The sequence below is a fragment of the Nonomuraea longicatena genome (genome assembly GCF_039525605.1).
Taxonomy (GTDB): domain Bacteria; phylum Actinomycetota; class Actinomycetes; order Streptosporangiales; family Streptosporangiaceae; genus Nonomuraea; species Nonomuraea longicatena.
Genome location: NZ_BAAAHQ010000008.1, coordinates 345850 through 372470 on the forward strand (window position 1 = coordinate 345850; position 26621 = coordinate 372470).

At 71.2% G+C, this 26621-nt stretch carries 23 protein-coding genes; 5 read left to right on the plus strand and 18 right to left on the minus strand.

Features of this window, described 5'->3' with window-relative positions; all coding sequences use genetic code 11:
* The 3 genes from ABD120_RS10815 to ABD120_RS10825 all read right to left on the minus strand — a co-directional run.
* Positions 1–684: hypothetical protein (locus tag ABD120_RS10815; protein WP_343949622.1), on the minus strand; the 684-nt coding region annotated here is incomplete at its 3' end.
* Between the two features lie 26 nt (positions 685–710).
* Positions 711–1178: a DUF1801 domain-containing protein gene (locus ABD120_RS10820; RefSeq protein ID WP_343949623.1), complete on the minus strand. Its 468-nt coding sequence runs from the start codon at positions 1176–1178 to the stop codon at positions 711–713.
* A gap of 131 nt (positions 1179–1309) precedes the next feature.
* Entirely contained in the window at positions 1310–2620 is a 1311-nt protein-coding gene (locus tag ABD120_RS10825) for a GH1 family beta-glucosidase (protein WP_343949624.1), read from the minus strand.
* Between the two features lie 79 nt (positions 2621–2699).
* Between ABD120_RS10825 and ABD120_RS10830 the strand changes: the two genes are divergently transcribed.
* Positions 2700–3326, plus strand: coding sequence for a TetR/AcrR family transcriptional regulator (locus ABD120_RS10830; protein ID WP_343949625.1), 627 nt, complete (start codon positions 2700–2702; stop codon positions 3324–3326).
* 72 nt (positions 3327–3398) lie between these two features.
* Here the strand turns inward: ABD120_RS10830 and ABD120_RS10835 are convergent, their stop codons facing one another.
* Complete coding sequence (locus tag ABD120_RS10835) at positions 3399–4316, minus strand: aldo/keto reductase (RefSeq protein ID WP_343949626.1); 918 nt, start codon at positions 4314–4316, stop codon at positions 3399–3401.
* A gap of 71 nt (positions 4317–4387) precedes the next feature.
* On the opposite strand from ABD120_RS10835, the gene ABD120_RS10840 reads away from it, so the two are divergent.
* Positions 4388–4756 (plus strand): MerR family transcriptional regulator, encoded by a 369-nt coding sequence (locus tag ABD120_RS10840; protein WP_343949627.1) that lies wholly within the window; start codon positions 4388–4390, stop codon positions 4754–4756.
* Between the two features lie 36 nt (positions 4757–4792).
* A complete protein-coding gene (locus ABD120_RS10845; RefSeq protein WP_343949628.1) occupies positions 4793–6250 on the plus strand; it encodes a penicillin-binding transpeptidase domain-containing protein in 1458 nt (485 codons plus the stop codon).
* Between the two features lie 5 nt (positions 6251–6255).
* Here the strand turns inward: ABD120_RS10845 and ABD120_RS10850 are convergent, their stop codons facing one another.
* From ABD120_RS10850 to ABD120_RS10870, 5 genes are all read right to left on the minus strand, one after another.
* On the minus strand, positions 6256–7113 hold the full coding sequence (locus ABD120_RS10850; RefSeq protein WP_425563952.1) for a carbohydrate ABC transporter permease: 858 nt from the start codon (positions 7111–7113) through the stop codon (positions 6256–6258).
* Entirely contained in the window at positions 7110–7997 is an 888-nt protein-coding gene (locus ABD120_RS10855; RefSeq protein WP_425563953.1) for a carbohydrate ABC transporter permease, read from the minus strand. The genes ABD120_RS10850 and ABD120_RS10855 overlap by 4 nt, the downstream gene beginning before the upstream one ends.
* 51 nt (positions 7998–8048) lie before the next feature.
* A complete protein-coding gene (locus ABD120_RS10860) occupies positions 8049–9311 on the minus strand; it encodes an ABC transporter substrate-binding protein (RefSeq protein WP_343949631.1) in 1263 nt (420 codons plus the stop codon).
* A gap of 111 nt (positions 9312–9422) precedes the next feature.
* The gene (locus tag ABD120_RS10865; RefSeq protein ID WP_343949632.1) at positions 9423–10190 is read right to left on the minus strand and encodes an AMP-binding protein; all 768 of its coding nucleotides are present in this window, start codon (positions 10188–10190) and stop codon (positions 9423–9425) included.
* Between the two features lie 398 nt (positions 10191–10588).
* Complete coding sequence (locus ABD120_RS10870; protein ID WP_343949633.1) at positions 10589–11170, minus strand: TetR/AcrR family transcriptional regulator; 582 nt, start codon at positions 11168–11170, stop codon at positions 10589–10591.
* 120 nt (positions 11171–11290) lie between these two features.
* Here ABD120_RS10870 and ABD120_RS10875 point away from each other — a divergent pair, with 120 nt between their 5' ends.
* Positions 11291–12460, plus strand: a complete 1170-nt coding sequence (locus tag ABD120_RS10875; protein ID WP_343949679.1) for an MFS transporter — start codon at positions 11291–11293, stop codon at positions 12458–12460.
* 54 nt (positions 12461–12514) lie between these two features.
* Here ABD120_RS10875 and ABD120_RS10880 read toward each other — a convergent pair whose 3' ends face one another.
* Positions 12515–14911, minus strand: a complete 2397-nt coding sequence (locus ABD120_RS10880) for a LuxR C-terminal-related transcriptional regulator (RefSeq protein ID WP_343949634.1) — start codon at positions 14909–14911, stop codon at positions 12515–12517.
* Between the two features lie 407 nt (positions 14912–15318).
* On the opposite strand from ABD120_RS10880, the gene ABD120_RS10885 reads away from it, so the two are divergent.
* Positions 15319–17181 (plus strand): ABC transporter ATP-binding protein, encoded by a 1863-nt coding sequence (locus tag ABD120_RS10885; RefSeq protein ID WP_343949635.1) that lies wholly within the window; start codon positions 15319–15321, stop codon positions 17179–17181.
* 790 nt (positions 17182–17971) lie between these two features.
* On the opposite strand, the gene ABD120_RS10890 is transcribed toward ABD120_RS10885, so the two are convergent.
* The 8 genes from ABD120_RS10890 to ABD120_RS10925 all read right to left on the minus strand — a co-directional run bounded on the left by ABD120_RS10890 (position 17972) and on the right by ABD120_RS10925 (position 26492).
* Positions 17972–18985, minus strand: coding sequence for a 2-hydroxyacid dehydrogenase (locus ABD120_RS10890; protein WP_343949636.1), 1014 nt, complete (start codon positions 18983–18985; stop codon positions 17972–17974).
* Positions 18982–19578, minus strand: a complete 597-nt coding sequence (locus ABD120_RS10895; RefSeq protein WP_343949637.1) for a histidine phosphatase family protein — start codon at positions 19576–19578, stop codon at positions 18982–18984. Before ABD120_RS10895 ends, ABD120_RS10890 begins: the two co-directional genes overlap by 4 nt.
* Positions 19575–21008, minus strand: coding sequence for an FGGY-family carbohydrate kinase (locus tag ABD120_RS10900; protein WP_343949638.1), 1434 nt, complete (start codon positions 21006–21008; stop codon positions 19575–19577). Before ABD120_RS10900 ends, ABD120_RS10895 begins: the two co-directional genes overlap by 4 nt.
* Positions 21005–22450, minus strand: a complete 1446-nt coding sequence (locus ABD120_RS10905) for an FGGY family carbohydrate kinase (RefSeq protein WP_343949639.1) — start codon at positions 22448–22450, stop codon at positions 21005–21007. Before ABD120_RS10905 ends, ABD120_RS10900 begins: the two co-directional genes overlap by 4 nt.
* Positions 22450–23664, minus strand: a complete 1215-nt coding sequence (locus tag ABD120_RS10910; protein ID WP_343949641.1) for a sugar ABC transporter permease — start codon at positions 23662–23664, stop codon at positions 22450–22452. Before ABD120_RS10910 ends, ABD120_RS10905 begins: the two co-directional genes overlap by 1 nt.
* Positions 23661–24416 carry an ATP-binding cassette domain-containing protein gene (locus ABD120_RS10915; RefSeq protein WP_343949643.1) on the minus strand — a complete coding sequence of 252 codons (756 nt, stop codon included), beginning with the start codon at positions 24414–24416 and terminating at the stop codon, positions 23661–23663. Before ABD120_RS10915 ends, ABD120_RS10910 begins: the two co-directional genes overlap by 4 nt.
* A 2-nt stretch (positions 24417–24418) precedes the next feature.
* A complete protein-coding gene (locus tag ABD120_RS10920; RefSeq protein ID WP_343949645.1) occupies positions 24419–25483 on the minus strand; it encodes a substrate-binding domain-containing protein in 1065 nt (354 codons plus the stop codon).
* A 67-nt stretch (positions 25484–25550) separates the two neighbouring features.
* Entirely contained in the window at positions 25551–26492 is a 942-nt protein-coding gene (locus ABD120_RS10925; protein WP_343949646.1) for a sugar-binding transcriptional regulator, read from the minus strand.
* Positions 26493–26621: the final 129 nt, after the last annotated feature.

Here is a 26621-nt window from a genome sequence, read left to right on the forward strand (position 1 = left end):
GCCCGCCAGCAGCGCGTCCACCTCGGCGGCGGACTCGGCGCGGTGGCCGAGCACCATCGCGGGGAACCCGGAGCCCTCGTGGACGACGCCGGCGTCCTTGGCGAGGACCTCGCGCTGCATCAGGCACAGCCGGGAGGCCCCTTCGGCGGGGTGGAAGTCGATGTACTTGTCGCCGTAGTCGCGGTCCGTCTTCATCCCCAGCGCCTCGTAGAAGGTCCTGGAGGTCTTCGGGTCCTTGACGCCGAGGATGACCGTGGTCTCGGTCGGGCGAGGGTACTCAGCCGCGGGGGCGGTGTCCTTGCCGGTGCCCGCCGCCAGCTTCCAGACCGAGCCGTCGGGCGCGTGGAACGCTCCCGAGAAGGAGCCGAACAGCGCCTTCTTGGCGGGCTTGAGGAGTTCGGCGCCGTGCCGGACGGCGGCCTCCATCACGGCCTTGACCTCGGCGGGCTGGTCGAGGTTGTAGGTGAGGACGAAGCCCCGGAAACCGGAGGTCGCGGGCGCGGCCCCGGCGTCGGCGGCCAGCGCCTCGGTCCCGGCCAGGGCGAAGCGCCCGGTGCCCTGCATGTCCAGGTCGATCGACTCGCCGTGGTCGGCGCTACCGGCGGAGAGGGCGCTCCGGTAGAACACGCCCGTCTCCTGCACATCGGTCGCCGCCAGGGTGACGGTGTCCAGCCACAAGATCATGTTCTGCTCCTTCCGTGAATCCGTGCTCAGCTCGCGGCCCGCGTGACCAGCTCGGACAGCGTCTCCCACGCCGCGTCGCTCAGGTCGGTCAGCGCGTACGCGGTCGGCCACAGGCCGGTGGGGTCGTCGAGCTTCGCCTCCACGCCGAAGCCGAACGTCGAGTAGCGCTCCTTGTCCCCCTGCCCGCTGCGGAAGAAGCACACGATCTTCCCGTTCCTGGCGTAGGCCGGCTGCCCGTAGTACAGCTTCGGCGCCAGCTCGGGGGCGGCGAGGGTCACGAGCGCGTGCACCTTCTCGGCCAGCCGCCGGTCCTCCTCCGGCATCTGGGAGATCTTCTCCAGCACGTCGGCCTCGTCGGCCGCCGCCTTGTCCGCGCTGCGGGAGCGCCGGGCCTCCGTCTTCAGCTCGGCGGCGCGGTCCTTCAGCGCGGCCCGCTCCCGCTCGGAGAACGCCTCCGCCGACGTCGGGTCCTTGCCGCTGGATTCCTTGCTCATCACCGATGCTCCTTCGCTCGTGTCCGCGTGATGTGGTTTCACGCTATCCGTCGCGAGGCTTCGGCTCTTCTCGATTCCTGACCGATCGGCGACACCCCCGATCAGGCCGGTGACCTGCGGGTGTGTCGCGTTCAGGAGAGCCGGGCGAGGTGGTCGCGCAGCCAGTGGTAGGACGCCTTGGGGGTGCGCTCGCCGGTCGCGAAGTCGACGTGCACCAGGCCGAAGCGCTGGTGGTAGCCCTCGGCCCACTCGAAGTTGTCCAGCAGCGACCAGACGAAGTAGCCGCGCACGTCGGCGCCCTCGGCGCGGGCCCGCTCGACGGCCGCGAGGTGGCCCTCCAGGTAGGCGATGCGCGCCGGGTCGTCCACCGTGCCGCCGGGGGAGCGGGTGTCGTCCTGGGAGCAGCCGTTCTCCGTGACGTACAGGGGCGGCAGGGCGGTGCCGTACCGGGTGGTGAGGCCGACCAGCAGCTCGCGCAGGCCGTCGGGGACGACCGGCCAGCCGAACGCGGTGGTGGGGTAGCCGGTGAGGGGCGCCTCGGCGAACGGCAGCCCGTCCTCGGTGGGAGCGGCGATCCGGGTGGGGTTGTAGTAGTTGATCCCCAGGCCGTCGATCGGGGTGGAGATCACGCCGAGGTCGCCGTCGCGCACGCCGTCCATCCCGTTCCCGTACGCCGAGAGGTCGGGATAGGCGCCCAGCAGCAGCGGGTCGAGGAACAGCCGGTTGTGCAGCGTGTCGTAGGCCCGCGCCGCCACCTGGTCGCCGGGGTGGCCGGAGGCGGGCCACACGGGGGTGTGGTTGTTGGCGATCAGCACCTTCCCGGCACCGGCCGCGCGCAGGGCCCGCACGGCCAGGCCGTGTCCGAGCAACTGGTGGTGGGCGGTGGGCAGCGCCTCCACGAGCAGGGTGCGGCCGGGGGCGTGGACGCCGAGGCCGTAGCCGAAGGCCATGTGGACGAACGGCTCGTTCAGCGTGATCCACATCGGCACCCGGTCGGCCAGCCGGTCGGCGACGACGGCCGCGTAGTCGGCGAACAGGGCGGACACGTCGCGGTTCAGCCAGCCGCCCCGGTCTTCGAGCTCCTGCGGCAGGTCCCAGTGGAACAGCGTCGGCACCGGGGCGATGCCCGCCGCGAGCAGGGTGTCGACCAGGCGTTCGTAGAAGTCGAGGCCCTTCGCGTTGACCGCGCCGGAGCCGGCGGGCAGCACGCGCGGCCAGGAGATCGAGAAGCGGTAGGCGTTGACGCCGAGGCCCGCCATGAGCGCGACGTCCTCGGCGAAGCGGTGGTAGTGGTCGCAGGCCACGTCGCCGGTGTGCCCGTCGCGCACCCGGCCCGGGGTGTGGGAGAAGGTGTCCCAGATGGACGGTCCCCGGCCGTCCTCGGCCGCCGCGCCCTCGATCTGGTAGGCGGCGGTGGCCGTTCCCCACAGGAAGGTGCTCATGTGAGGTGAGTATGGCTCAGGTCAGCGGGGTGGGAAAGGGCGCGACCGTACCAGCTGGTAATGGTCCAGGATGGACGGCATGACGAGTACCTTGCGCCGTCGCCCGGCCCAGCGCCGCAGCCTCGAACGCGTCGAGCGGATGCTCGACGAGTGCGCGCTCCTGCTGGACGAGGTCGGATACGACGCGTTGACCACCAAGGCGGTCGCCCGTCGCGCCGGGGTGCCGATCGGCACGTTCTACCAGTTCTTCCGTGACAAGCAGGCCCTCGTGCGCGCGCTGGCCCTGCGCAACCTCGACGCCTTCCTGACCCGGGTGAGCGAACTGCTCACCGAGGCGCGGCCCGGCCACTGGACCGCCCTCGTCGATCTCGCGATCGACGAGTTCGTCGCCATGAAGCGCACCACGCCCGGGTTCGGGGTGGTCGACTTCGGCGAGGTGCTGTCCGCGCCCGGCGGTCCCGCCATGAAGGGCACCAACCGCATGCTCGACTCGGCGCTTGAGAACAACGCGATCGTCGCCGACCGGCTGCACACCCTGCTCGACGCCCCGGCCGCCCCCGGCCTCGACCGCGCCCTGCTGGTCGCCGTCGAAGCCGGGGACGCGGTGCTCAAGCTCGCGTTCCGGGTTCATCCCGACGGCGACGAGCAACTGATCGCCGAGTGTAAGCGGCTGGTACGCCGCTACCTCGCCGATCATCTGCCCTGACGCGGCCGGTGGTCGGCATGAACCACATGCCCGACCCCGAGAGATAGATCGTTCCCGAGTGCAGATTCATCCTTACCATGCCTCCGCCATCCTTTTCTTCTGGTCGCCGTCGAGGGAGAGAGACGCCCCCGTGACGGCCTCCTCCAACTGGGCGAGCGAACTGACACCGACGATCGGGAGATGACCGTCGGCGATGAGCCAGGCCAGCACGACCTGGTTGGGCGTGGCGCCCACCTCGATCGCCACCTCCCGCAGCACCTTGAGCCGCCGCGCCGTCCCCGGGTGGTCGTAGGACTCGGGCAGCGGCCGGTCCTCACGCGTGTAGGCACCGGCCAGCAGCGTGTTGTACGGCCACAACGTCAGGTCCGGCGTGTCCGCGACGTAGTCGAGCAGGTCGTCGGTGACCAGCACGTGCGCGCTCTCCGCCAGCCTCGCGTTCGGACGCGGCCGCAGGTAGGTGTGCCGCGACTGCACGTGGGTGTACGGTGTCCAGCCGTTCGCCCGCGCCACCGCCCTGGCCCGCTCCAGCCGCCACGCGGGCACGTTGCTCGCACCGATCTCGCGCACCCGGCCGTCCGCGGTCAGCTCGTGGAAGGCGCCGAGCGTCTCCTCCAGCGTCACGCTCCGGTCCTCCACGTGCGACCAGTACACGTCGATGTAGTCCGTCCGCAACCTGCGCAGGCTGCCCTCGACCGCCTTGGCGATCACCGGGGCCGACAGCCCCTCGTACCGCGACAGGTCGGCCGGGTCCACCGGGCGCGCCCCCACCTTCGTGCTCAGCACCATCCGGTCACGATTGCCCCGCGCGGCCAGCCACGCGCCGATCGCCTGCTCGCTCTCGTCGCCGGTGCACCCCTCGATCCAGAAGGGGTAGTTGTTGGCGGTGTCGAGGACGGTGCCGCCCGCTTCGGCGAAGCGGTCGAGGATGGCGAAGGTGTCCCGCTCGTTCACGGCGGTGCCGAAGGGGATCGTGCCCAGTGCGAATCTCATGCCCCAGACTGTGAGACCTGGAGCGCACTCCATGTCAAGCGCTTGACCTGGAGTGCACTCCAGGTGGGAGCATGGCGGACGTGAGCGTCTACACGCCTGCTGAGGTGGTCGAGGAGACCGGGTTCAGCATCGACACGATCCGGTACTACGAGAAGATCGGCCTGCTCGTCGACATCGACCGCAACGCCGCCGGTCAGCGCCGTTTCACGCCGGAGGACGTGGGCTGGCTCGGCCTGCTCAAGTGCCTGCGCGACACCGGCATGCCCATCGCCGAGATGCTGCGCTTCGCCGAACTGGTCCGCGCCGGCGAGCACACCGTCGCCGACCGCGTCGCCCTCCTCGAAGAACACGACCGCCGCGTCAAGGCGCAGATCGCGGGCCTCGTCGAACGGCAGCGCTACATCAAGAGCAAGATTTCCTACTACCGGAGCGTCCGGTAGCCAGGGCTTGGGGGTGCGGCTGCTAGACCGAGGTGCATGGCCGGACCCAGGGCAAAACGGATCAACATCCCGCTTCGCCGTGTCGCGCTCGTGTGCGCCGCGATGCTCTTCGCGTCACTGGCCAACATCACCTACATCCAGGCGTTCCAGTCGGGCACCCTCAACCTCGACCCGCGCAACCAGCGGGCGCTCATCGACCGGTTCGAGCACCCGCGCGGCGACATCCTCACCACCGAGGGCGAGCCCGTGGCGACCAGCGTGAAGCAGAGCGGGGGACCGTACGCCTACCAGCGCCTCTATCCGGGAGGCGGGGTGTACGCGCCCGTCACCGGCTACCAGTCGCTCTACGACGAGACCGGCATCGAGCACACCGAGGACGAGGTGCTGTCCGGCGACGACCCCAAGGTCAAGGTGCGCGCCCTGGTGAAGGACGGCGTCGCGGACGGCGCCGACGTGCAGCTCACGATCAGCGCGCGGGTGCAACTCGCCGCCTACGAGGCGCTGCGGGCCAGCGGGCGCAGAGGCGCGGCCGTGGCGCTCAACCCGGAGACCGGGGCGGTCCTCGCGCTGGTGTCCCACCCCTCCTACGACCCGAACGCGTACACCGGCTTCGACCCGGACGCGCTCGCGGAGGCGGACCGGCTGCTGCGCGCCGACCCGCAGCGGCCGCTGCTGAACCGGGCCCTCGCCCGTCACTACCCGCCCGGCGCCGTGTTCGGGATCGTCACCTCGGCGGCGGCCCTGGCGTCGGGCGCGTACACGATGTCGGTCAAGGTGGACGCGCCCACCCGGCTCGCGTTGCCGGGCGTGGCCACCCAGGTGACCAACGCGGGCGGCGCGGCCTGCGGTGACGGGTATCCGCCGCTCGTGTACGCCTTTCAGATGTCGTGCGACACGGCGTTCGCGGGCATCGGGCTCGACCTCGGGCAGGAGGCGCTGCGGCGGCAGGCCGAGCGGTTCGGCTTCAACGCCGACGACCTGGAGGTCCCGCTGGGGGTGGCCGAGAGCGTGTATCCGAAGGGGATGGACCGGGCGCAGACCGCGCTGTCGGCGATCGGGCGCTTCGAGGTGCGGGTGACGCCGCTGATGCTGGCCATGATGGCGGCGGCGGTGGCCAACCAGGGGGCGCTGATGCGGCCGTACCTGGTGGAGGAGGCGCGGCTGCCGGACGGGTCGGTGATCAACCGGGCGACGCCGGGGGAGTACCGGTCGGCGCTGTCGGCGTCGGCAGCGAACGAGATCGCGGCGATGATGGTGGCGGTGGCCCGGCCCAGCGGGACGGGGGCGGGGGTGGCGATCCCGGGGATCACGGTGGCGGCCAAGACGGGGGCGTCGGCGGGGGTGGCGGGGGCGCCCGACCATGCGACGGTGGCGGCGTTCGCGCCGGCGGAGGACCCGGAGGTGGCGGTGGCGGTCCTGCTGGAGCAGTCCGACGTGACGACGGTGGCGGCCATCACCCGCACGGTCATCCAGGCGGCGCTGGACCGGCCGTGACACCTTCAGCCCTTCAATGCGCCCGCCATCAGGCCGCGCATGAAGAAGCGGCCGAGGAGGATGTAGATCAGCATCGTCGGGATCGACGACAGCAGCGCGGCCGCCATCTGCTGGCTGTACGGCGTCGTCTGGGCGCCGGCGATGTTGTTCAGCATCACCGTCGTCGGCCAGCTGCTCGGGCCCGTGATGAACACCGCGAACAGGAAGTCGTTCCACAGCGACGTGAACTGCCAGATGATCACCACCGCGAAGGCGGGCCCCGACACCGGCAGCACCACCGACCAGTACGTGCGCAGCATGCCCGCGCCGTCCACCCGCGACGCCTCGATCAGCTCGTCCGGCACCGTCACGTAGTAGTTGCGGAAGATCAGCGTGCAGATCGGGATCCCGTACACCACGTGCGCCAGCACCAGGCCCGGGATCCCCCCGTAGAACACGCCCTGCGTCCCGGCCAGCTCGTTCAGCCCCACCAGTAGCTGCACCAGCGGGATCATCACCCCCTGGTACGGGATGAACATCCCGAACAGGAACAGGGTGAACAGCAGGTCCGCGCCCGGGAAGCGCCATTTGGACAGCACGTACCCGTTCATCGACCCGAGCGCGCACGACAGCAGCGACCCCGGCACCGCCACCAGCACGCTGTTCCAGATGCCCGGCGCGAGCTTGTCCCACGCCACCTGCCACGCCTCGGACGTCCACGTCTGCGGCAGGTTCCACGCCTGACCGGGATCGGCCTCGGTGAGCGGCTTGAAGCTGGTCACCAGCAGCACGTAGACCGGGACGAGGAAGACCACCACGAAGGCGATCAGCGCCGCCGCCCGCATACCGGTGAAGGCCCGCCCGCGGGCCGCGACGGCCGTCATGCGCGCCTGTCCTTCCGTACGGACCAGATGAGGTACGGGATCACGAACACGGCCACGGCCAGCACGATGTACGTCGCGATCGTGGCCCCCTTGGCCGGGTCGTGCGCGTCGAACACCGACACCCACATGAACACGGCCGGTACGTCGGTGACGATCTGCTTGCCCGACACCGCGACGATGAGGTCGAAGACCTTGAGCGAGATGTGCCCGAGGATGATCAGCGCGGACAGGGTGACCGGGCGCAGCAGCGGCAGCACGATGTGCCGGTAGACGCCCCATTCGGTGCATCCGTCCACCCGCGCGGCCTCACGCAACTCCTCCGGCACGCCCCGGAACCCCGCCAGAAACAGTGCCATGACATATCCGGACATTTGCCAGATTGCTGGGATGGCCATCGCGGCCATCCCCCAATCCGGATCCTTGAACCACGCCCACTGCGGCAGCCCGAACACATCGAGCAGCCGGTTCAGCCCCACCGCCCGTTCCCCGGTGCCCGAGTTCATCAGCCACCGCCACACGATCCCGGTCGCCACGAACGAGATCGCCATCGGGAACAGATAGATCGCCCGGAACGTCCCCTCGCCCCTGATCCCCCTCTCCATGAGGAAGGCGAGCAGCCAGCCCAGCAGCAGCGCCCCCAGCACGAACACGACCGTGAACACGATCGCGTGCCGCACCGACAGGTGCCACCGCTCCAGCTCCCAGATGTCGACGAAGTTCTTCAGCCCGACGAAGTTCCCCTCGGCCACCTCACTGTGCTTGTCCGTCATGGCCAGCCGGATGTTCCAGCCGAGCATGCCGTACACGAACACGCCGATCGCGAGGATCGACGGCGCCACGAGGAGGAGCCCAGGCAGCCAGGTGCGTGCCCGCCTCACAACCATCCCTTTCGACGGAGCAGTGCGGCGGACGCCACGGGCGCCCGCCGCACCCGATCACTGCGTGTTCGCGGCGGCCGCCTCGGCCAGGCCCTTCTGCAACGCCGCCACGTCCTTCTTGCCGAGGAACAGGCCGACCTGCTCGTTGATCGCCGACAGCCACGGCTGGCTGACGCTCACGCCGTGCTGCACCGACCCGGCCAGCTTGTCGCTCGACCAGTCCTTCAGCGCCTCGCCCAGATAGTCGGTGTACAACGCGGCGTCGGCGTCCTTGCGCGCCGGGATCGAGCCCTTCTTCGGGTTGAACGCGTCCTGGCCCTCCTTGCCCGCCGCGACCTTCAGCCACGCCAGCGCGCCGTCCCTGTTCTTGGCCCCCTTGGGCAGGGTGAAACTGTCGGACAGCCACAGGTACGTGCCGTCGGTGCCGGGCGCGGGCGCCCAGTCGAAGTCCTTCTTGGCGGTCTTGCTCAGGCCGTTGGGCGCCGGGTTGCGGAAGAACCCGTACGCCCAGTCGCCCATCACGTTGAAGGCCGCCTGCCCGTCGGCCACCTGCTTGGCGGCCGGCTGCCAGTCGTCCTGGGAGTCGCCCGCGTACGACAGGATCGTGGCGAAGCTCTCCAGCGCCTTGGTCACGGCCGGGCCGCCCCAGTCGGCGCCCGGCTTGAACAGGGCGTTGTAGGCGTCGGTTCCGAGCGAGCCGAGCAGCACGTTCTCCAGCAGGTGGGTGACCGTCCACTCGGAGCCGATCGACAGCGGGATCTTGCCCGTCGCCTTGACCTTCTCCAGCGCGGCGGTGAACTCCTCGATCGTCTTCGGCGGGCCCGCGACGCCCGCCTCCGTCAAGACGGCCGGGTTGAACCACAGCACGTTCGAGCGGTGGATGTTCACCGGCACCGAGTAGATCTTGCCCTCGACGCTGATCTGCTCGACGAGCTGCGCGGGGAAGGCGTCCTTGAGCTTGAGCTCGTCGTACAGGGAGGTGAGGTCTTCGAGTTGTCCGGCCTTGATGTATCCCTGGAGTTCGGCGCCCGCGTGGCCCTGGAAGGAGTCCGGCGGCTCGCCGCCCTGCAACTTGGTCTGGAGCAGCGCCTTGGCCTGGTCGCCCGACCCTCCGGCCACCGCGCCGTCGATGAACTTCAGATTCGGGTTCTGCTTTTCGAAGATCTCCCGCATGGCCTTCAGACCGTCGGCTTCACCCGGGCCCGTCCACCAGGAGAACACCGTCACTTCGCTCTGGGCCGCTTTGGTTTCGCCACCGCCACCGCAGGCGGTCACGCCCAGCAGCGTGATCGCGACGGCCGCCAACCACCGTCGACGCATCGCACACCGTCCCTTCGAGACCCCCCGAACGAACTCAGCTTGACAACGTTGTCAGTACGGCCATCAACCCATTCCGGCCGCCGGGCCGTCAAGGTGTGCGCTGATAACAGCTCAGCGACGTTCGAGGTGCCCGCCGGGGCGGGTGATCACGGTGACACCGAAGTCGTGCATGGTGCCCGGCACGTCCACCGAGGCCGCCACCAGCAGCGACCCGCTCAGTACGGCCGCGCCCACGAGCGCGATCAGGTCGTGGCCCCCGTCGGGCCGCCACGTGGACAGCACCACGTCGTCGGTGCCCAGCCGGATTCGGCCGCCGAGTTCGGCCATCCGGTCGAGCAGCGCCGCGTGCGTGACCACCCGGCCGTCGGCCAGCAGCAGCGCGCCCGGCGCCGCCGCGTCCGGACCGGGCAGCCGGGTCGGCGCCGTCGTGCGCAACTCGGCGAAGTCGACCGCCGCCGCCATCCGGCCGAACGCGATCACCTGGCGGACCCGGGACGACTCGACGGCGGGCAGCGCGTACCTGGCCAGATCGGGGGTGGTGATCAGGGTCCTGACGTCCAGCCGCGTCAGCACCCCCGCGAGCTCGTGCGCGGGCAGATCCGGATCGAGCGGCACCACCAGCCCACCGGCCGCCAGCACCGTGTGCACGGCCAGCGTCTGCGCGCCCGTCGTGCGCACGTGCACACCCACCACGTGGTCGCGCCGCATCCCCCGGCACACCAGGCCGGAGGCCGCCCCCGTCACCTCGGTGACCAGCTTGCGGTAGCCGAACACCAGCCCGCCGTGCAGATCGACCAGCGCCGGACGGTCGCCCCGTTCACGGGCCCGGCCGAGGACTTCACCGGTCACGACACGGGTGGACGAGAGGATCGGCTTCATATGCAGGACGGTACGACCGGGTTATGTAGGACGCATCCACCGATGTGTGTAGCCGCATATGCATTCGCTCACCGTGACCGCGCCCGCCGGAGGGCAGGGGGCGGGCCCGAGCCCTGCGCGGCTCGGGCCCGCTGTCACGTGCCCACGGGGCAAAACCCCCACCCCTCCGAGGTGGCCCTGCCCCGCCGCCGGGCCCGTGACGCTCCCGAAACGACCGGCCTGGCACGGGGTCGCGGGTGCGGGAACCCGGACGACACCTCTGGGTCCGCGATCTCGTGCCGGTGGCCGATCTCTGAGTGAACCGTATGCCGCACGCGGATCTCGCACATGCTCCGAGATCGCCATTCCTCGATGTAGGCGCGCGTGCCACAGGATGTGTAGACAGCTCAGGCCCTGGGTCAGGTCGCGGATGTCGCGAGCATGGCGATCGTGAAGTCGATCGCCGTGACGAGCCATTGGGGGTCGTGTCCGGCGCGTTCGCGGACGCGCAGTCCGAGCACCGTCGTGAACAGCAGCTCCACTGCGGCCTCGACGTCCAAAGCGGCGGGCAGGTCGCCGTCGCGGATGCCGCGGCCCAGCAGTGACGCCAGGGTTCTCCTGGTGACCTCGAAAGCGGCCTCGGTCCGCTGCCGGATCTCGGGGTCGGTCGTGCCGAGTTCGGTAGCCGTGTTGACCACGAAGCAGCCGCGGCCCGCATCGTGGCCGATCATCCAGATCAGCCAGTCCCGCAGGACTTCGAGGCTGGGGCCGGAGGCGTTGAGCAGCTCTTCGGCTTGCGCGGACTCGGTCGCCCGATAGTGGTCCAGCGCCCGCAAGAACAGTGTGTGCTTGTCGTTGAAGGTGCGATACAGGCTGCTTTGTTTGAGGTTGAGCTCGGCACCCAGATCGCGCACTGACGTGGCGTTGTAGCCGCGACGCCAGAACAGGTCGCTCGCCTTGGCGATCACGTCCTGCTCGTCGAACTCCCTGGGGCGTGCCATGTGCGCCACTCTACCAAAGTTGTGGAGCGATCGCTCCCGTATTAGGGTGTGCCGTCATATGGGAGCGATCGCTCCCAAATGAGAGAGGGAGAACTCGACGTGACGGTAACGGACCCTGCGATGACCGGGCGAGAGGTGTCAGCGAGGAATTGGATCGCGGTCTCCGCCGTGGCCTTCGGCACATTTCTCCTGGTGACGGCCGAGCAGCTGCCCATCGGGCTGCTCACCCCCGTCGGATCGGCACTGTCGGTCTCCGAGGGCGCGGCGGGCTTGATGGTCACGGTCCCCAGCATCGTCGCCGCCATCTCGGCTCCGCTGGTGCCGATACTCGTCGGCAGGATGGATCGCCGGATCCTGCTCGTCGCCCTGATGGGACTGATGACGCTCGCCAACCTGGCCTCCGCCCTGGCCCCGAACTATCCGCTCCTGATCACCGCCCGCGTGGTGGCCGGGGTGGCGATCGGCGGGTTCTGGGCCATCGCCGGCGGCCTGGCCGTCCGGCTCGTCCCCGCCCCGCTGGTGCCGCGCGCCACCGCGATCATCTTCGGCGGCGTCGGGGCCGCGAACGTCTTCGGCGTCCCCATCGGCACGATGATCGGCGGGCTGGCGAACTGGCGGATCGCGTTCGGCGCACTGAGCGTCCTCGCCCTGATCGTGCTCGTGGTCCTGCTGGTCGTGCTGCCGCCGTTGACCGCCGCGCGGCCCGTCGGCCTGCGGCGGCTGGCCGACCAGTTTCGCAACCCGGGCGTGCGGATCGGCATCCTCGCGACTTTCCTGATCGTGACCGGCCACTTCGCCGCCTACACGTTCATCAGCCCCGTGCTGCGGGATCTTTCCGGCATCGACGCGCGATTCGTCGGGCCGCTGCTGTTCGGGTTCGGCCTGGCGGGCATCGCGGGAAACTTCATCGCGGGTGCCGCCGTGGCGAAGCGCCTCCACCGGACGGTCCTCACCATCACCGCCGCCTTGGGGGTGATCGTGCTGCTCTACCCCGTCGCGGGGCTCACCGCTGTGGGCGGGGTGGTGCTGCTGGTCGTCTGGGGCCTGGTGTACGGCGGGGTCTCCACGAGCCTCCAGACGTGGATGATGAGGTCCGCGCCACAGGCGATCGAGGAAGCCTCCGCCCTGTGGGTGGCGGTGTTCAACCTCTCGATCGGCCTCGGCGCCCTGGCCGGCGGCACCATCGTCGATGCCCTGCCACTGCAGGGCATCCTCTGGCTCGCCGGAGTTCTCGTCCTGGCGGCTGGGCTGGCGGTGTGGAGCGCCCGCCGAAACCCCGGCCTCAGCTGACCCCCTCCCCGTTCCGGAGCGAACCCGTGGTCTCGACGGGCGAACGAAGGCCGATCAGCCCGGCTGCCGCTGGTCGAGCGCCCAGGTGGCGATCTGGGTCCGCGAGGAGAAGCCCAGCTTGGCCAGGATGTTGCTCACGTGCCGAGCCACCGTGGCGGGGCTGATGACCAGTTCGTCGGCCAGCGCCCGGTTGGACAGGCCGCGTGCGATCAGCAGGGCGATCTCCCGCTCCCGCTCGGTGAGCGTGCTGTGTGGCACGGCCACCGGCGCCGACGGCAGCGGATCGGGGGACGGCTCGCCGACGGCGTACTCGATCGCCTGGTGCCACGGCATCGAGCGGCCCTCCGCCCACAGCCGCGCCGCCACCGGCTCGCTGAGCTCGCGCCGCGCGGGCGCCAGGACCTCCTGCGCCCGCGCGCCCGCGCCCAGGAGGAAGCCGCCGCCCATCCGCTCGCGCAGCGCCGAGGCCGCAGCGGCCAGGCGTACCGCCCTGGCGTGATCGCCCTCGCGCTGCGCCAGCTCCGCGAAGGCGTCGACCAGTTCGACCGCCGCCGCCCGCTGCCCGAGGCCGGAACTGAGCGCCAGGCTCTCGGCCAGCCGGGCACGGGCGCCGTCGAAGTCGCCCAGCTCGATCGAGATCCGGCCGAGGCCGACCAGGCAGCTGATGCGCTCGCCCCGGTGGTCGAGCGGGTGGAGCAGCTCCTGCGCGTACTGGTAGTGGCGGGCGGCCGCCTCCAGGTCGCGGCGGGCGTAGGCGAGCTGCGCCAGGCCGATCACGCCGAGCGCCATGCCCCAGTCGTTGCAGTCGCGGTGGACGTCCACCAGTTCCTCGTACAGTCGCGCCGCCTCGCGCAGCCGGCCCGCCGCCTGGGTGAGCACCGCCTTGATGTACACGGTCAGCGCCCGGAGGTACACATCGCCCGCCCGCTCGGCCAGCTCGGCCGCGAGGTCGAGGGTGAGGCCGTCCTCCTCCACGCCGACCGCGCAGGCCAGCGCCGTGCCCATGCTCTGGCCTGCCAGGTGGCCGCCGGCCCGGCCGAGCCGGATCGCCTCGCGGGCGTGGTGCTCGACCCCGGCGAGGTCGCCGCCGAAGAAGCAGGCCAAGGCCCGGATCCCCATCGCGTGGGCCACCAGGCCGACCGGCGCGGCCGGGCCGGACGCCCGCAGCAGCGCGTCCAGGTGCCCGGCGGCCGGGTCGAACCGGCCGCTCGCGACGATCACCCACTGCAGGTCGACGCAGATGCGCAGGCCCTGCTCGATCTCGCCGACCCGCACGGCGTACCGCAGCGCCGCGTACAGGTTGGGCTGCATCACGTCGAGCACCAGCGCCATGCGGGTGATCTCGGGCCATTGGGAGCGGTCGAAGGTGGCGATCAGTTCGCCCATGCGCCGCGCCATCAGGCTCATGCTCTCCAGATGGCGCCGCTTCAGCACCTCGTGGTCGCCGTCGTCGAGCGACTGCCGCGCGTACTCGCGCACCGTGTCGAGCATCCGGTAGCGGATCTCGCCGCCCGCCTCGCCGTCGGCCAGCACCAGCGACTTGTCGACCAGCTCCGACAGCGTCGTCAGCACCGCCTCCGGCGGCAGCCCGTCACCCGAGCAGCACAGCTCGGCCAGGTCGAGGGTCCAGCCGCCGAGGAAGACCGTCAGCCGCCGCAGCAGGAGCTGGGCGGGGGTGCTCAGCATGCGGTAGCTCCACTCGACCGTCGCCAGCAACGTGCGCTGCCGGGGCGGCGCCGAGCGCGAACCGCTGGTCAGCAGCCGGAAGCGGTCGGACAGCCGGGCCCTGATCTGCTCGACGGACAGCACCCTGGTCATCGCCGCCGCCAGCTCGATCGCCAGCGGGATGCCCTCCAGCTCGGCGCACAGGGAGTGGACGGCCGCGTCGTGGCGGCCGGTCAGGGTACGGTCACCGCTCGCGGCCGCGCGGTCCACGAACAGCCGGACGGCGTCGCTGCCTCCCTCCGCGGGCGCCAGCGACAGCGGCGGCACCCGCCAGACGGTCTCGCCGGCCACCCGCAGCGGCTCCCGGCTCGTGGTCAGGATCCGCAGCTCGGGGCAGGCCGCCAGCAGGGCGCCGCACAGGCGGGCGCAGTCGTCCACCAGGTGCTCGCAGTTGTCGAGCACCAGGAGCTGCCCGCCGCCGCCGACCGCGTCGGCCACCGCCTCGGTCGGCTCGCCGCCGGGCGGAACCTGGACGCCCAGGACGGCGGCCACGCGCTCGGCCAGCAGGTCGCCGCTGTCGAGCTCGGCCAGTTCGACCAGCCACACGCCGTCGGTGAACACCTCGACCGCGTCGCGGGCGACGCTGAGGCACAATCGGGTCTTGCCGATGCCGCCGGTGCCGCACAACGTCACTATCCGCACGGCGGACAACAACTGGAGCAACTCCTCCACATCGGACTCGCGGCCGATGAAGGCGTTGGGAACCACAGGCAGGTTCGTGGGCACCGTCGAACTCCTCGTAAGGGGCCGGCAACAGCACTACGCACGGTCGATAGGTCTGCGTGCCCTGGCAGGGCGCGTTCGTCCAGGCGAAGTCACTTCTCTTGCCGCTCGCCGTCGACCCGGGTCGCCCCGGCGGCCGTGGCTCGCTTCGCCGCGACCCGTCGTGTGCCGATCAGGGTGCCGAGATCGCCGCCGTCGCCGATGTGACCGGACCACAACGTCCGCTGCCAGTCGTCGTGTAGCTCACCGTATTGGCCTCCGAGACAGTACGTGACCGAAACCCGCAGACTGGCCTGCCTCCATTTGTGATGACCTCCGACGGGAGATCGTGCTGTCGCCGAGGTGACAGCTCAGTCCACTCCGAGTCAGCTCGGCCGTCGTTTGTCGGTGGCCGAGTTCACACTGCGTGCATGGCCGAAGACTCATTGGAACTCGGGGAGATCGCGCTCTCCGGCTGGCACGCCCACACCGACAAGTTGTCCGAAGTCAGCTTCCTCACCATCGCCAGGCGCCTGCCCTCCCTCATCGGGCAGGCGCTGGGCATGGCCTGGCGGGCGAGCCCGCGCGACACGGTCGCGACGATCTCGCTCAACCTGCTCGGCGGCGCCTTCACGGCCTTCGGCCTGCTGGCGACCACGGGGGTGCTCACCGCCCTGTTCAGCGAAGGGCCCACGCCGGAGCGGGTGCGGGCCGCGCTGCCCAGCCTCGCCCTCGTGGCGGTGGCGGCGGCGCTGCGGGCCGCCGTACAGGCGGGGGCGGGCTGGGCCCAGTCACGGCTCGACCCGCAGGTGAGCAGGCTCACGGAGGCGCGGCTGTACGGCCTGACCAGCCGTGTCGAGCTGGTCACCTACGACGACCCCGACTTCCACGACGCGCTGCAGCGCGCCCGCAGGCGCGGCGTCGAGACGGCCGACCGGGTGGTGGCCACCGCGATTGACACGATGACCTCGGCAGTGGGCCTGGCGGCGGCGGCCGGGGTGCTCGGGGTGCTGCACCCGGTGCTGCTGCCGCTGCTCCTGCTGGCGGTGGTGCCCGACGCGTGGGCCGCCGTGCGCAGCGCCCGCATGCGTTACAGCACGCTCTACTCGCTCGTCCCGGCCAGTCGCCGCAAGTGGATCATCGCGGAGCTGCTGGCCCACCGGCAGCCGGCGGCCGAGGTGCGCTCGTTCACGATGCGGGGCTTCCTGCTGCGCATGTACGACGCGGTGGCGCAGGCCGAGCAGCTGGTGCTGCTGCGCCTGGCCAGGAGGCAGACCACGACGCGGATCGTCGGCGAGGCGCTCGGCGGCGTCGGCAGCGGGCTCGTGTACGTGGCGCTCGGGGTGCTGCTGGCGGTGGGGTCGATCCCGCTGGCGGTGGCGGGCACCGCCGTACTCGCGATCAGGCAGGGGCAGAACTCGCTGGCCAACCTCATGTACGCGACCAACCGCCTGTATGAGGAGGGACTGTACTTCACGGACTTCATCGACTTCTGCGAGGACGCCGAGCGCCGCCTGGACGAGCCGCGCCCCGCCGCCGCGCCGACCGCGTTCAAGAAGATCACCGCCGACGACCTCACGTTCACCTATCCGGGCGCGGACAGCCCGGCGTTGCGCGGGGTGTCGGTCGAGATCGGGCACGGGGAGGTGGTGGCGTTCGTGGGGGAGAACGGGTCGGGCAAGACCACGCTGGCCAAGATCCTTTCCGGGCTGTACGAACCGGACGCGGGCGTGGTCGCCTGGGACGGGCTGGACCTGCGCGAGGTCGATCCGGAGGAGGTCAGGGCACGCACCGCGGTGATCGCCCAGGACCACACCAGGTGGCCGCTGACGGCCCGGTACAACATCACCATGGGCGACGACAAGGGGGAGGAGGCGCTGGAGGCGGCGGCCCGGGTGGCGGGGGCCGACCAGGTCGTCGCCGACCTGCCACATGGGTGGCGGACGCTGCTGGATCGCAGGTTCAAGGACGGGCAGGAGCTGTCGGGCGGGCAGTGGCAGCGGATCGCGGTGGCGCGCGGGTTCCATCGCGACGCGCCGCTGTTGATCTGCGACGAGCCGACGGCGGCGCTGGACGCGCGGGCCGAGCATGCGCTGTTCGAGCAGATCCGGGCGCATGCGGCGGGGCGCACGGTGCTGCTGATCACCCACCGGCTGGCGAGCGTGCGCTACGCGGACCGGATCTATGTCCTGGAACGCGGCAAAATCCTCGAACAGGGGACGCACCTGTCGCTGATGTCGCTCAACGGCCTGTACGCCGAGCTGTACCAGCTCCAGGCAAGCGCCTACAGATGACTGTCCGTTACAGCCTACAGACGACCATCCGTTACGGCTGAAGCCCAGTGAGCGCCACCCGCCGCACCGGGCTGACGGCCTCCAGGAACACGCTCCTCCTCTGACACCGCACCACCGCTACGACTCCGCCCTTACCCCTCCGCCCGGCCCATCTCGACCACCGTAAGTCGGCGCCATGCCCACCGACCACCACCCCGCCGCCCGGCGCCGAGGGAGACCCCGGCGGGGGCCTGGCCTGGCCTGGTCTGGTCTGGTCTGGCCTGGCTCGGCCTGGCTTGGCTTGGCCACTGTGAGGTGGTGCTATGTCCGCCGATGGCCTTCCGTTGTCCGGCGTCGGGGGAGACCCCGGCGGGGGTGCTGGCCGTGGGTGGCTCGGCCTGGCTGTCTGGTCTGGCCTTGCCTTGGTCCGAAACCCTGTGTGGGTCGGGGCCGATATCTGCAACGCAGGCCCGGTCCTGAAAGCCGTGCCCCGCTCGGGTGGTTGGGGGGTGGTGTTGCGGTGGGGCCCTGTGTCCCGCTCGGGTGGTTGGGGGGTGGTGTTGCGGTGGGGCCCTGTGTCCCGCTCGGGTGGTCAAGGGGGCGGCGTCGCGGTGGGGTGGGTGTCAGAGGAGGGGCGCTCGGGGAGGCCGTCGGCCCACGGCGGCGGAAGGGGGTGGGGGCGGCTGGGCCGTAACGGGGAGGGCTTTGGGGGGTGCGCTCGTACGGAGGGGAGGGCTTTCGGGGGGTGACGGAGGAGGTGGGCGGTGGCGGAGGAGATGGGGGTGGCGGAGGGGGTTTCAGGGGGAGAGGTTCACAGTAGCTCCGGGTTGGCCAGGTGGAGCAGGGGCTCGCCGCGTGTGTAGCGGGCCACCTCGGCGGCGGCGATGCGGGCTGCGTTCGCCGCCGTCTGCTTGCTGCCGCCCGCCAGATGCGGTGTCATCACCAGGTTGCGCGTCGTCAGCAGCCGCGACCCGGCCGGGATCGGCTCCTCGGGGAAGACGTCCACGGCCGCCCCGAACAGGTGTCCGGACTCCAGCGCGTCGCACAGCGCGTCGTAGTCCAGCAGCGCCCCCCGCGCCGAGTTCACCACCACCGACCCGCGCGGCAGCGCCGCCAGCTCGGCCGCGCCGATCATGCCGGCCGTCTCCGGCGTCGCCCGCGCGTGCAGCGACAGGAACCGGCTGCGCTCCAGCAGTTCCGCCAGCTCCACCTGCTCGTCCAGTTCCACGTACGGGTCGTGGACCAGCACCTCGGCGCCGAATCCGCGCGCCATCCGGGCCACCCGGCTGCCGATGGCGCCGTACCCGACCAGCCCGACCGTGCTGCCCTCCAGTTCGGGGCCGACGTTGTCGTAGACGTAGTAGTCGCCGCGCCACACCCCCTCGGCCAGGTCGGCGTGCGTCTGCGGGATCCGGCGCGTGGCGGCCAGCAGCAGCGCCAGCGTGTGCTCGGCGGTGGCGACGGCGTTGCGGCCGGGCGCGAACGTGACGGCCACCCCCGCCTCGGTGGCGGCCGCCAGGTTGGCGTTGACCGGCCCGCCCCTGGTCACGCAGAACAGCCGCAGGTCCTTGGCCGCGTCGAGCACCCTGCGGGTCAGCGGTGCCATCTGGGTCACGCACACCTCGACGCCACGCAGCGCCTCGATCAGCTCGTCCTCGACGTCCGAGGCCTCCTCGACCTCGCCCACCCGGCCGAACGGCACCACCGGCCAGGGCAGGGTCAGCTCCGTGACGTCCAAACCGTCGGGGATCTCCCCGCGCAGGGCATCGACGAGCAGGCGGTTGAGGACGAAGTGGTCGCCGGCGGCGAGCACGCGGACTGTCACGGACGGCTCCATTGGATAGGGGAGTTGTAACGGATGATCGCGCCCTCCGGGTCGATCTCCGTGAGCGCGCAGTTGTCGAGTTCGGGGAAGACCCGCCGGTATTCGCCCAGCGGGATCCCGGCGAGCGCGCACAGGGCGAGTCTGATCACGGTGGTGTGGGCGACGACGAGCACGCGCCCGCCGTCGATCTCGCGCAGGCAGGCGAGGAATCGGGCCGCCGCCTTCACGGGGTCCTCCCCGCCGGGCAGCGGGTTGGCGGCCGGGTCGTCCTCGAAGGCGGCGCGCGCCTCGGGGAAGCGTTCGCGCTGCTCGGCGGCGGTCAGGCCGTCGGCCTGCCCGAAGTCCAGCTCCACCAGCCGCTCGTCCACGCTCAGCCCGACCCCGGCCGCCTCCGCGCTGGCCTGCGCAGTACGGCGGGCGCGGCTGAGCGGCGAGCACCACACGGCCTCCAGCCCGGCCTGCGCCGACCAGGCGGCCAGCTCGCGCGCCTGCTGTTCGCCACGCGGCGTGAGCGCGATGTCGCTGCGCCCCGCGTAGCGGTTGCCGTCGTGCCAGACGCTCTCTCCGTGCCTGGCGAGCAGCAGCCGGGTCATCGGCCGGTCCTTTCACGCGCGTGCGCGGCGACGTGCTCGCTGAGCCAGCCGCGCCTGCGCAGTTCGTCGACGAAGGTCAGGTACGGTCCGAGGTCGAACGGGCGGGGTTCGACGACGGCGCGGGTCGTGGCGAGGTTCGCGGAGGCGGCCAGCGCCGCCATGCCGAGCGCGGGCTCGGCGTTCTCGCGCAGCGTCACGGGCCGGCCGAGCACGTCGGCGCGCAACTGGTTGCCGTAGTCGCTCCTGCTGGCCCCGCCGGTGAGGACGAGCGGGCCCCCGGTGGGGGCGCCGAGCAGGTCGAGGTAGTCGAAGCACAGCCGTTCGACGAAGGCGGCGCCGCGCAGGACGGCCGCGTAGATCTCCACGTCGTCCGCAGGCGAGCCGAGCGTGAACGCCCGTGCCTCCGGCGCGCTGAACGGGAAGCGCTCACCCGGCGAGACCAGCGGGTAGATGACCGCGTCGGAGGGTCCGCGCCGCTCCGCCTGCTCGCCCAGCGCGCCGAGGTCGGCGCCGGGGAAGGCCGTGGACAGCACTCCGGTGCCGGTGCTGGAGGCCCCGCCGGGCAGCCAGCCGCCGTCGGGCGCGCGGTGGGAGTAGACGACGCCGAGCGGGTCGTGCAGAAGCTCGCGGGTGACCCCCTTGAGCACCAGCGTGGTGCCGAGGACGCTGTTCCAGCTCCCCACCTCGACGACCCCCGCGCCGAGTTGGGCCGCGCACCCGTCGGTGGTGCCCGCGATCACAGGGGTGCCCGCCGGGATGCCGGTCAGCTCCGCCGCCCGCGCGCACACCGTGCCGATGCGGGCCCCCGGCCGCACCACCTCCGGCAGCACGGACGACGGCACGCCGAGCGCGTCGAAGACCTCCACCGGCCACTTCTCGCCGACCAGGTCCACGCCGGTCTTCAGCGCGTTGCTCAGGTCGGTGGCGGTACGGTGCCCGGTCAGCATCCCGTTGACGTAGTCGCTCTGGTGGGCCAGCCGCACGGCGGTGCCCCCGGTTTCGCCCCCGCTTTCGCGCAGGAGCCACAGCAGCTTGGGCAGCCCCCAGCTCGCCTGCATCCGCCGGTACCCGAGCCGTTCCCACACCTCGGCCCCGGCCTCGTTGACCCGATCCAGGTCGGCGGCGGCCCTGCGGTCGTCGTACATGAGCGCGGGCGTGAGCGGTTCCCCGTACGGGGAGGTGAGCAGGATCGTGCCCGACGTGGCGTCCACGGCCACGCCCGCGATCTCCGCCGGGGGCACCCCGTCGAGCGCCTGCGAGCAGGCCGCCGCGAGCTGCCGCCACCAGTCGCGCGGGTCCTGCTCGTGCCGGTCGCCGTCGCGGTAGCTGGCCAGCGGGCGGGAGGCGGCGCCGAGCACCCGCCCGTCGCCGGTGACCGCCAGCGCGCGCACGCTCTGGGTGCCGAGGTCGATGCCGATCCAGACGCTCATGTTCGATCCCGCAGGTGGGCCAGGGTCGGCCAGGTGCGCGAGGCGGTGTTGCGCAGCGCGATGAGGTCGCGGGCCGACAACGGGTGGGAGACCGGGGCGATGGGGTCGCCGAGCCGTACGTGGCGCTCCGCCGCGACCGCAAGGGACGGCGCCGCGCCCGTGGCGACCAGGCCGGTCAGGAACGCGCCTCTGGCGCCGACCTCGGCGTCGGCGGAGCGCAGCACGGGCAGGCCGCAGATGTCGGCGATGAGTTGCGACCACAGCGCGTTGCCCGCGCCGCCGCCGCACAGCCGCAGCTCGCGCGGCCGTCCCTCGGAGGCGGCCAGGCAGTCGGCGACCACCAGCGACAGCCCTTCGACGACGGCGCGGGCCAGGTGTTCGCGGCCGTGTTCGAAGGACAGGCCGAGGAAGGCGCCCTTGGCGCGCGGGTCGGAGAACGGCGAGCGCTCGCCCGCCGGGGACAGGTACGGCAGGAAGACCAGCCCGTCCGCGCCCGGTTCGCTGCGCGCGGCCAGTTCGCCCAGTTCCTCGGGCCCGGCCACATCGAGCAGGCGGGCGGCCCAGTGCAGCACCTCCGTCCCGGCGAACGTGGGGAAGGCACGCAGGTAGGAGCGGCCGAGCGCGACCGTGATGCCGGTCGGCGCCCGGTCGAGTTCCGGCCGGTCCACGACGAGTTCGGTGCAGAGCGTGGTGCCGAGGATCGCGCACGCCTGCCCGTCGCTCACGGCCCCCGCCCCGAGGGCGGTGGCGACGATGTCGTACGGCGCCAGCACCACCGGCGTCCCGGGCCGGACCCCGGGCAGGTCGGCGGTCAGCGGGCTGACCCGGTCGCCGTCCGTGCGCAGTTCCGGCAGCAGCCTGGCGGCCCACTCCAGGCCGAACAGCGTCAGCAGTTCGGCGCAGTAGCGGCCGGAGCGCAGGTCGGTGAAGGCGGAGTAGTCGGTGACCCGCTCACCGGTGAGCCGGGAGAAGATCCAGCCGCCGCAGTTGAGCACGGTGGCCGAGCGTGTGATGCGGCCCGGGTCGTGCTCGCACAGCCAGGCGAGGATCGCGCTCGGCAGCCCGGAGGCCGTGGTGGAGCCGTTGATGCGGAACGCCTCCGCGACCACTCCGGAGGAGTTCCACGCGGCGACGGTGCCCGCCGCCCTGGCGTCGTTCCACAGGATGGCCGGGCCGGTGGGCTCGCCGTCCGCGTCGACCAGCCAGGCGCCGTCGCCCTGCGCGGTGACGGCGACGAAGTCGACTTCGTCCAGCCGCGCCGCGACCTCGGCGACGACCTCGCGCACCGCCGTCCAGACCGCCTCCATGTCCTGCTCGGCGTGGCCGGGCGCGGGTCTGGACACGGTGGCCGCTCGCCTGGCCACGGCGAGTTCGGTGCCGTCGGAGCCGTACCCGACCGCCTTGATCAGGGTGGTTCCGGCGTCCACGCAGATGGCCGCCATCAGGCCCTGCCGTGCGAGGTGCGGGACTTGCGGGCGACGGAGTCCACGATCACCGCGAGCAGCAGGACCGCGCCGGTGACCATGAAACGGATCGAGGAGTCCAGGTTCAGCAGCGTGAGGCCGCTGGAGATGGACTGGATGACCACGATGCCGAGCAGCGCGCCGAACGCGGTGCCGCGCCCGCCGAACAGGCTGGTGCCGCCGATGACCGCGGCCGCGATGGCGTTGAGGTTGACGTCGCCGCCGCCGCTGCTCTGGTTGGCCGCGGCCAGCCGGGCCGCCGCGAGGATGCCGCCGACGGCCGCGAACGTGCTGCACAGGATGAAGACGGAGGTGAACGTGGCCTTCACGTTGATCGCGGCGCGGCGGGCCGCCTCGACGTTGCCGCCGACGGCGTACACGGACTTGCCCCACTTGGTGCGGGACAGCAGATAGTGCATGACCAGCACCATCGCCACGAACAGCACGAACATCCAGCCGACACCACGGGTCTGGTTCAGATACCAGACGACGCCGCCGAGTACGACGAGCAGCGCGAGGCTCCGCAGCGCCAGTCCGGACACGCCCCTGGCGGGCAGCCCGGCGTCGCGGCGGGCGCGGGCGTGCAGGAATCCGGTGGCGAACAGCCCGCCCGCCGTGACGAGCACGAGCGCGTACGACAGCCAGGGCGGCAGGAAGTCGAGCTGGGCGAAGTTCACCAGGCCGGAGTCGAAGGGCAGGTTGATCGCGCCCTTGTCGCCCAGGACGTACAACTGCAGGCCCTGGAAGGCGAGCAGGCCCGCCAGCGTGATGACGAAGCTCGGCACCCCGAAGCGGTTGTACAACTGCGCGTACGCGTACCCGATCGCCATGCCGAGCAGCACGGAGGCGCCGATGGCCAGCCATACCGGCATCTCCTGGCCGACGAACAGGACGGCGAGGACGGCGGCCGACAGCCCGCTGACCGAGCCGACGGACAGGTCGATCTGGCCGACCAGCAGCACGCACACGACGCCGAGGGCGATGATGCCGACCGGCGCGGAGTCCATGGTCAGGTCGACCAGGTTGCGGCTGGACAGGAAGACCGGGTTGAGCACCTGGAAGACGGTCCAGATGACGATCAGCCCGATCACCACGGGCATCACGCCGAGGTCGCCGCCCTTGGCCCGGTCGAGGGTGCCGGTCAGTGCGCCCCGCAGGCCGCTGTCGCGGACCGGCGCTGCCTGGAGGGTCATGAGCGGGCCGCCCTTCTGCTCACCACGTTGTCCGTCGCGCCGGTGATGGCCGCGACGATGTCCTCGGCCGAGACCTCGTCCACGGCGAAGAGCCCGTTGTTGCGGCCCAGCCGCAGCACCGCGACGGTGTCGGCCACCGCCTTCACGTCGGCCATGTTGTGGCTGATCATGATGACGCCCAGGCCGTTCTCCCGAAGGCGTTCGACCAGGTTGAGCACCTCGGCGGTCTGGGCGACGCCCAGCGCGGCCGTGGGCTCGTCCAGGATGATGATCTTCGGGTCGCCCAGCAGTGACCGGGCGATGGCGACGGTCTGCCGCTGGCCGCCGGACAGCCCGGCGATCGGCGCGCGGACGTTCGGGATCTTCGCGGAGAGCTGCTTGAGCAGCTCGTGCGAGCGGGTCTCCATGGCCACGTCGTCGAGCCGGAACGGACGCAGTTCCTGACCGAGGAAGAGGTTCTCGATCACGTTGAGGTTCTCGCAGAGCGCGAGATCCTGGAAGACGGTGGCGATCCCGAGTCGCTGCGCGACGGCGGGGGAGGGGACGTCCACCTCCTGCCCGCCGAAGGTGATCGTGCCCGAGGTCTGGGGATGGACCCCGGACAGCACCTTGACCAGGGTGGACTTGCCCGCGCCGTTGTCGCCGACCACGGCGACGACCTGGCCTGCCGACACGTCCAGGTCGACGTCGGTGAGCGCGTTGACGGCGCCGAACGTCTTGCTGATCCCGCGCAGGGAGAGGATCGGGGACATCGTTACTTGATGCCCAGTTCTGTGCAGCCCTCGGCGAAGGAGCCGGTGCACACGTCGGCGGCCTTCATCAGGCCGCTGTCGAAGAGCACCTCCTTGATGTTCTCCTTGGTCACCACGGTCGGCACGAACAGCTCGGACGGCGTGTCGTACAGGGTGGCCTTGCCCGCGGGCTTCTTGCCCTGCACGAACTCCCAGGCGACGACGGCCGCGGCCTCTGCGACGATCTTGATCGGCTTGGAGATGGTGTTGTACTGGTCGCCGCTGATGATGCGCTGGGCCGCCGCGGTCTCCGCGTCGTTGCCCGTCACCGGCGGCACCTTCGCGCCCGCCGCCTTGAAGGCCGCGATGGTGCCGCCGCCGGTGCCGTCGTTGGCGGCCACGACTCCGGCGATCTGGTCGCGGAACTGGTTGATCTGGCCGCTGACCCACTGCTGGGCCTTCTCCGGCTGCCAGTCGGGGGTGTCGTACTCGGCCAGCAGCTTGAACCCGCTCGGGTCCACCGCGCTGTGGATGCCCTTCTTGATCAGACCGGCGGCCGCGTCGGTGGGCGAGCCGTTGACCTGGAGGATGCCGCCCTTGGCGTTCTCCTTCTTCAGGTGGTCGACCAGCGACTGGCCGATCAACGCGCCGAGCTTCTCGTTGTCGAAGGAGACGTAGTAGTCGGCCGGGGTCGCGGGGATCGGCCGGTCATAGGAGATGATGGGGATCTGCTGCGACTGCGCGGACTTGACGATCGTGGCGGCCGCGGCCGAGTCGACCGGGTCGAGCACGATGGCCTTGACGCCCTGCGCCATCGCCGAGTTCGCCTGTTGCTGCTGCTTGGCCGCGTCGGCGTCGGCGTTCTGGTAGATGACCTCGCAGCTGGGGCACAGCTCCTTCATCTTGGCCTTGAACATCGGCGCGTCGGCCTGTTCGTACCTGGTCGAGGCCAGGTCCGGCATGAGGAAGGCGACCTTGGCGCCCTCGCCGCCGCCGCTGTTGCCGCTGGAGCCTTCTGTGGAGGCGGTGTTGCTGCCGCAAGCGCTCAGTAGAGCCACCGCCAGTGCAGCCGTCAGTGTTCGTCTCACGGCGTCCTCCGTCCTGTGATGCGCTTCACGGTAACGCCAGGTCGGAACATATGTCCAGAGCAGAATTTCAGACGAGCGCCATAATGCTCTCGGCGGTGGGAGTGTCCGTGACCAGGTGGTTGAAGTAGCCGCCCCTGACCGCGGCGACGATGGAGGCCGCCTTCTCAGCACCCACGGCGACCGCGATCGAGTGGGGCACCCGCCGCAGTTCCTCGGCGCTGACGGCGACCAGTCGCTCGCTGCCCGGGTAGCCCACCGGCTCGCCCTCGCGGTCGTAGAAACGCGAGCATACGTCACCGACGGCCGCGTGCAGGCTGGAGGCGTCGCGGGGCACGAAGGCGGGCACGACCTGGCGCATCAGCGGCGCCGAGCCGACGCCCATGATCGCGCACTTGGCCTGGGCCCACAGGTCCATGACCCGGCGGACCGACGGCTCGTGCTGGAGGGAGTAGAACAGCTCGGGGCCCGGGAGGGCGGGCGCGTACAGGTAGCTGGGGACGCCGCCGACGCGTTCTGCCAGGATGCGGGTGGTCTCGTTGGTTTGGAACCAGGGCTGCGGCTCCTCCTGGCCGCCGACGGCGGGCACGATCGTCACGCCGGGGAACCGGCCGAGCCCTTCGCGGGCGCACTCGTAGACGGTGCTGCCCGAGGAGACCAGCACCACGTCGCCCGCCGCGAGGCCGCCCGCGCGCAGGGCGCGGGCCAGCTCCGGGGCCAGCCACGGGCCCAGCGCCGGGCCGCTGACCTTGGGTGCGAGGTAGACGCGGCGCAGTCCGAGCGCCTGGGCCAGCTCGACGGCGAGCGGTTCGTCCTCGACCGACTCGGGACGGTTGACCCTGATCTCGACGATTCCCTGGCGGCGGGCCTCGGTGAGCAGGCGGCTCACGGTGGCCCTGCTGACACCGAGACTGGTGGCGACCTGGGCCTGGGTGGCATCCTCCAGGTAGTACTGCTTGGCGGCCGCGTACATCAGCTGGTGCGGGAAACGGGCCTCGGTCTCTGCATTCACGCCCGCGCTCCCTGAACACTTGTGCTGAACGAATGATCTCGACTATACCTGTCCCGTGACGACTGCGTCTCCGAGGGCGGTGCGAGTGTAAAGGACCACACGTCCCCCTGGAGTCCGCTTTGTACGGCA